At 37.3% G+C, this 6216-nt stretch carries 6 protein-coding genes; 2 read left to right on the top strand and 4 right to left on the bottom strand.

Annotated elements, in window-relative coordinates:
* Positions 1–121: 121 nt before the first annotated feature.
* Both QL989_RS17565 and QL989_RS17570 read left to right on the top strand, forming a co-directional pair.
* Entirely contained in the window at positions 122–1789 is a 1668-nt protein-coding gene (locus QL989_RS17565; RefSeq protein WP_290171420.1) for a methyl-accepting chemotaxis protein, read from the top strand.
* Between the two features lie 238 nt (positions 1790–2027).
* Positions 2028–3380, top strand: a complete 1353-nt coding sequence (locus QL989_RS17570) for a magnesium transporter (RefSeq protein WP_138609317.1) — start codon at positions 2028–2030, stop codon at positions 3378–3380.
* Positions 3381–3456: 76 nt separating this feature from the next.
* On the opposite strand, the gene QL989_RS17575 is transcribed toward QL989_RS17570, so the two are convergent.
* From QL989_RS17575 to QL989_RS17590, 4 genes are all read right to left on the bottom strand, one after another.
* The gene (locus QL989_RS17575) at positions 3457–4452 is read right to left on the bottom strand and encodes a GGDEF domain-containing protein (RefSeq protein WP_198523578.1); all 996 of its coding nucleotides are present in this window, start codon (positions 4450–4452) and stop codon (positions 3457–3459) included.
* A 179-nt stretch (positions 4453–4631) separates the two neighbouring features.
* Complete coding sequence (locus QL989_RS17580; protein WP_356777373.1) at positions 4632–4967, bottom strand: hypothetical protein; 336 nt, start codon at positions 4965–4967, stop codon at positions 4632–4634.
* Between the two features lie 368 nt (positions 4968–5335).
* A complete protein-coding gene (locus QL989_RS17585; protein ID WP_290171423.1) occupies positions 5336–5743 on the bottom strand; it encodes a DP-EP family protein in 408 nt (135 codons plus the stop codon).
* 21 nt (positions 5744–5764) lie between these two features.
* Positions 5765–6216 (bottom strand): hypothetical protein (locus tag QL989_RS17590; RefSeq protein WP_290171424.1); only part of this gene is annotated, 452 nt, incomplete at its 5' end.

Consider the following 6216-nt stretch of genomic DNA (forward strand, 5'->3'; position numbering starts at 1 on the left):
TTTGTGCTTAATTTATATACAAGTGTGGCGCTGTTGTCAGTAATACAAACAATGGAAACGTAGTTGCTAAGTGGCTGCAAAATAAAAAGCTTGATAGCTTATAATGTTAATTGGAGAAATAATGGGTAATTTAAGCTTAAAAACCAAATTGCTACTGCTGGCTGTTTTACCTTTGATTGTATTACTAATCAGTTTTATGGCAGGTTCTTATTATTTAGAGATGCAAAATCAACAGCAAAACTTTAATGAGTTCAAAACTAAATTAATTGCTGATAAACAAACTCTATTAAGAACAGAAATAGAAATCGGCTCTAAAGTAGTGCAATACCAATTAGCGCAAGGAAATGAACAAGACGCTAAAGATGCGTTGCGAGATTTAACCTTTGGTGAAGATGGTTACTACTTTATTTATGATACCAATGGTATTAGTGTTTTTCATGCCTTATTGGGTGATGCAATAGAAGGTCAAAATAAAATAGGCATGACCGACCCTAACGGTAAAAAAATAGTGGTTGGCTTACTTGAGCAAGCGCGTAAAGGCGGTGGCTCGTTTACTTATCATTTTCAAAAGCCCAATACTAGCGGCTTAGTCGAAAAAATTGGTTATGCAGCCATGATCCCAGGTACTAATTGGATGATAGGCACTGGCACATATATGGATGATATTGAAGCCGAACTGGTAAAATATCAAACAACCATGGAGCGCCATTTAAGCGAAAAAATGACCACTTTGGTTTTAATCTCACTTCTACTGCTTGGTTTAGCAGCAGCCGGTGCGTTGTACGCTTCTAATAATATGCTAAAACCAATTAAACGTATGGTGCAAAGCTTAGACGATATTGCCAAAGGGGAGGGGGATTTAACCCGACGTTTAGAAATAGATACTCATGATGAAATTGGTCAGTTAGGTGAATCTTTCAATGTATTTGTGAGCAAGCTACACAGTATTATTGCCGGAGTGGTTGATGTAACAAGTGACGTTAAAACAGCTTCTTCAGACATTAATACGCAAACATTGCTAATTGAAGATAAATTATTAAAGCATAACCATGAAACCGATTTAGTGGCAACAGCGATTACCGAAATGTCAGCAACCTCGCATGAGGTAGCGCAAAATACCACGCAAGTTGCGGTATCAACGCAGGCAGCGACAAAAGAAGTGGCCAACGCGCAAGATTGTGTGGATGTTTCACTGAGCGAAGTATCAAACTTAATGAGCGAAATTAATCAAGCCGCAGAGCAGGTTAACTCCTTGAGTGAGCAATCTAAAAAAATTAATAGCGTATTAAGTGTAATTGGTGGCATTGCTGAACAAACAAACTTACTGGCATTAAATGCGGCTATTGAAGCGGCACGCGCAGGTGAGCAAGGCCGTGGGTTTGCGGTGGTGGCTGATGAAGTAAGAAGCCTGGCGAGTAGAACCCAAGACAGCACATTAGAAATTAACGAAATGCTAAGCGAGTTACATAATTTAGTAACGGCAGCGGTTGATGCAATGCATGCGAGTCAACAAAGCTGTAACCGCTCAGTTGAGTCTTCACGGGCTATATCTGAAAGCTTAGGTGCGGTAACTACGTCCGTGACCACCATTAATGATATGAGTACACAAATTGCCACTGCCGCTACCGAGCAAAGTAGTGTTACAGAAGAAATTAACCGTAACGTGTATGCTATTCAAGAAATAGTTAATGAGTTAACACAGTCGAGTAAAACCACTTCTTCAGTTAGTAAGCACTTAGCGGGACGCGGTGAGAACTTGGGTGACCTAGTGGGGCAATTTAAAATATAAATAGCGCTGAGTTATTAATTTTTTAGCAAGCCGTAACGTGTTTAGTTACGGCTTTTTTTGGCTTTATTTTTAGCTAAAGCGCGATAGTTTATAGCACGCTACAACCATAAATATTTAACAACACAGCGATTTTTTAATATTTTTATGCGTGTCTAATGTACACTATTAGCTATTCTCATTAATAAGTGCTTACTTATTACAGTAAATTTATAGTGAAAGACTATTTTAGGGTTTTTAAATGATAGAGTATCCGGTTGATCAGTTACCACAACTCATAAACGACTTATTGCAGTGTGATACCACTGAGCGCAAAAATAAATTACTTATTGATGCTCAGCAAACCTTATCAACGGAACACTTATCCTTATTATTTGAAGCTATTCCTAAAGAGCAGCGCCTTGAAATTTGGCATTTACTAGATGAAGACACGCAACACGAAATTTTCGTTAATTTAAGTGAAGATAGCTGTTTATGGTTACTGCAAACCCTAGATGACAGTGACGGTTTTAAATTATTAGACGAAGTTAACGTTGAAGAGCTGCTTGAATTAGAAGAAGTGATCCCGCAGCGCTTTACTGATTATGCAAAAAAACAGCTTGATGAAGCGCAAACTAAACAATACGAACTGGCGCAACAATATACACCTGAGCAGTTAGGTCACTGGATTGGCTTTGACTTTTTAAAGGTGTCAGACAAGCTCACTGCGGGTGGCGCTAAAAAGCTGCTCCATAAAGGGTTACCGCAGTACAGCGAAGTGATTTATTTAGTGAGCCGCAAAGGCAGCTTAATTGGTGAAGTAGCAGTTAACGACCTAATAAAAGCGCATGATAATCAAAGCTTAGTCACCTTAACTAATCATGATTTTACCTCATTGCATGCAGACCACGATTTATATGAAGCCGCCGAGGTGGTTATTCACAGCGAGCAAATGGCCATGCCCGTGGTTAATGCTGAAAACAAACTAATAGGGCGTTTAACCATTGCATCAGCTTACGAGTTACGTCAAGAAATTGCTGACGAAGCTACAGCAAAAGCCGGTGGTTTACGTGAAGACGAAGACCTATTTGCCAGTGTTCGCAAAAGTGCTAAAAACCGTGGTATTTGGTTAGGTATCAACTTAGCAACCGCATTTTTAGCCTCATGGTTTATAGGCTTATTTGGCGCCACTATAGAACAAGTGGTGGCACTTGCGGTATTAATGCCTGTTGTGGCATCAATGGGCGGAATAGCCGGTAGTCAAACCTTAACAGTTATAGTGCGCGGTCTTGCGCTTGGTCAGGTTACCGACTCCAACCGTAACGCTCTACTTAAAAAAGAGCTGCGTGTAGGGGCGGTAAATGGCTTGGTATGGGCTTTAGTGATTGGTTTGCTAACGTATCTATGGTTTAACGATATTATGCTTAGTATAACCATTACCGTGGCAATACTGCTTAATTTAGTGGCCGCGTCGTTGGCGGGCGTAGTGATCCCGTCTATTTTAGATAAAATGAAAATTGACCCTGCATTATCAGGCTCAGTTATTTTAACCACAGTGACTGATATTGTCGGCTTTGTGACCTTTTTAGGGTTAGGTAGTTTGTTATTACTCTAATTTTTAAGCTAAACGCCACCCCCATGAAGTGGCGTTTAATATATATAGCGTCATGAAAAGGCCTTTAATTTAAACTTTAAACAATCGTACTTATTTTATTTCTACCTTCTGTTTTTGCTCGGTATAAAGCCGTGTCTGCGGCATACAATAGCGCCTCGTAGGTGCGGTACTGGTTATTATTTTCACTGGCAATTCCTTGGCTTACCGTAATTTTAACCTCTGGTGGCAAACCTATGTCGGTAAAGCTCATTTGTGCAATTTGTTGTTGTATATGATTGGCCACAACCGTGGCGGTTTTTATATCGCAACGGGGTAAAATAATGGCAAACTCTTCACCGCCATACCTAGCAGCTAAACACTCTCTAGATGGAATGCACTGCAATAGCATTTTTGCTATTTTCTGTAAGCATTTATCGCCTTTAATATGCCCATAGGTATCGTTGAATTTTTTAAAGTGGTCAACATCAATTAATATACTGGTTAAAGGTTGTTGGCTTTGAATACTCTCTTGCCAGTATTTTTTTAACGACTCATCTAAAGCTAATCGGTTAGCAAGCCCAGTTAAATGATCGGTTGAGGCCTGTATTTTTAAACGGTTATACATGGCTTTATGAGTACTAAGATCGTGAAGTATGCACACGTACAACTTTTGCGCCGATGCGAGACTTTTTGGCATGCTTGATATTGATAAGTCAGCTTCAATCATATCACCATTGGCTTTGTTTATAGTAACTTCATTTGGGCCAATGCTAAGAGGGGTGTCCTTAATACCAATCCAATTTAATAAGGTCTGTTTATATTTATCAAGGTCTGCACCGTGTAAAAACGACAGTAAATTTTCGCCTATCAGCGACTGCTGAGAGTAACCTAATAGCTGTGCTGCCTTTGGATTTGCAAACTCAAAACCACCCTGTTCATTCAGTACAAAAATACCTTCGGCGGTGCCATTAAATAATTCAATTAATGCATCAAATTGAGTATGCGAAAAAGGGGGTAATAAAGCGCTATCGAAGGGCAATGCTTTATCGTTATTAGTTGCTGCAGTCTCTTTATTGTTAATTTGTTTCGACACGTTTTAGCCTTAGCATGGTACAGACGTTTTTGATGTCTACAAATTTACTTAAAAAAGTGCAATTAAACCTTTCGGTAATCTTCTGTTTTTAACTGTTTGATATTTAATGGTAAAAATCATGATTGCACAGGTTTTAAGTAACCTGTGCAAGGTGGAAATCAATGATTAAACGTTGTTAATTAAAGTTCTTTTTCATTTTCAACTTGAGGATCTGCGTTTAAGCCTAGCTCACGCAAGTCAAAGCTTGCTTGTTTTATTGTCGGTTCTTGCGTTAATTGTTGCACTAGCTGCTGAATATTATTAGTGGCTGTGGCTACAACAACAATATCGCCTACGCGGTGTTTTAGCTGTAAGTTATAACGGGTTGCCAGTTGGCTAAAGTTGGCTTGTGTTGTTAATTGCAGTAACACTTCGCCGGTCAGCTGTAGGCTATTACCGCTTTGACTATCAGTTATACTATCCCCAAGCTGTAAGCTATTTGCGTTATTTGTTTGACTCGTTAAGCTGGCGATAATTGCAGCTTAACTTTTAAAACTTCCAGTATACTAGGGCATTGAGCAGATAGTAGCCTGGCTGTGATTTTTAACATACTAAATGGTTTAATTCTCATTATGCTTAAACTATAAATAAGTATCTTATGCTTTTGGTATGTCAAGTGATTTTGCAATTACTAATAAACTTGGGATTTAAACTTATATAGAAAATTTTGAGGCTCAGGTTGAGATTTATAAGGGGAGGCTAGACTTCTGTTATCACCTATTAAAGCTCCACAGATACGGAAGTGACTCTCTGTGGAGCTTTAATATAAATAGATAAGATGAATCATTTAAAGCTTGGCTTCATTTTTTCAAGGTTTTATCAATTTAGAGTATGAACAATTTAGCTATAATTGAGGTTCAATTTTATTAACAATTCTTGGATCAGGGCTGATAATTTTAGTCCCATCTTTTATTACAACTAAATTTATTCCAATTTGCTCATTAGTTAAATCAGCATCAATGACGGTCATTACTTGTTTATCAGCAGAAATACTAACTGTTATATCATCAAGATTGCCGTCATCTATAAGTGTACCTTCGCTACTGAGTGGACTAAGTTCAGGATAATCAAAAGTTAAGTTATTTGAATTACAAACTAATTTATAATTAACAAGTGTGTTTGGTTGAGTGACAACAACATTGCCTTTAGACTGCTCTCCAATATTATTAAAATAGCTAAAGCTGTTATCAGTCTCGTTGAGTATTACAGATACATCTATTGAAGTAGTTTTATTATATTTATGGCTTGTCATATATGTTCCTAGGGTTATTTGTTATAAGTTAAAGTTAGTAATATTTAAATTCGTAAGGAAATCTGCCTGTTTAGCAGCAGCATTTAATGTGTTTAAACATTTATGAGCTTTAACAAAAGGAAGTAAATATACAAGACTTTCACTTTCATCCGCAAATGGTTTTAACAATTTCAGCGCTTCTTTACAGTTCAATTCTTTATATTCTTCCTTTTCGATAAATTGATTAGCTGTTAATAATTTAAGATTAGAAAGTAGAAGGTAATAGTTTTTGATAAGACCATTTGAAATCACTTGCTCAACAAACTTGTTTGTAGAACTTATTAGTTGTCCACTTTGTTTCCATTTGTTGGTTTTTTGGTAATAATCAATTAAGTTATTGTTTACAGCTAATTGAATTGTTGGGTTATTTTTATAATTATAATTTAGTAGCCTATCTATTTTTTCAAGAGTATTTTTTTGTTCTATTTTTAATA

Source organism: Pseudoalteromonas sp. APC 3224 (assembly GCF_030407535.1).
GTDB lineage: Bacteria > Pseudomonadota > Gammaproteobacteria > Enterobacterales > Alteromonadaceae > Pseudoalteromonas.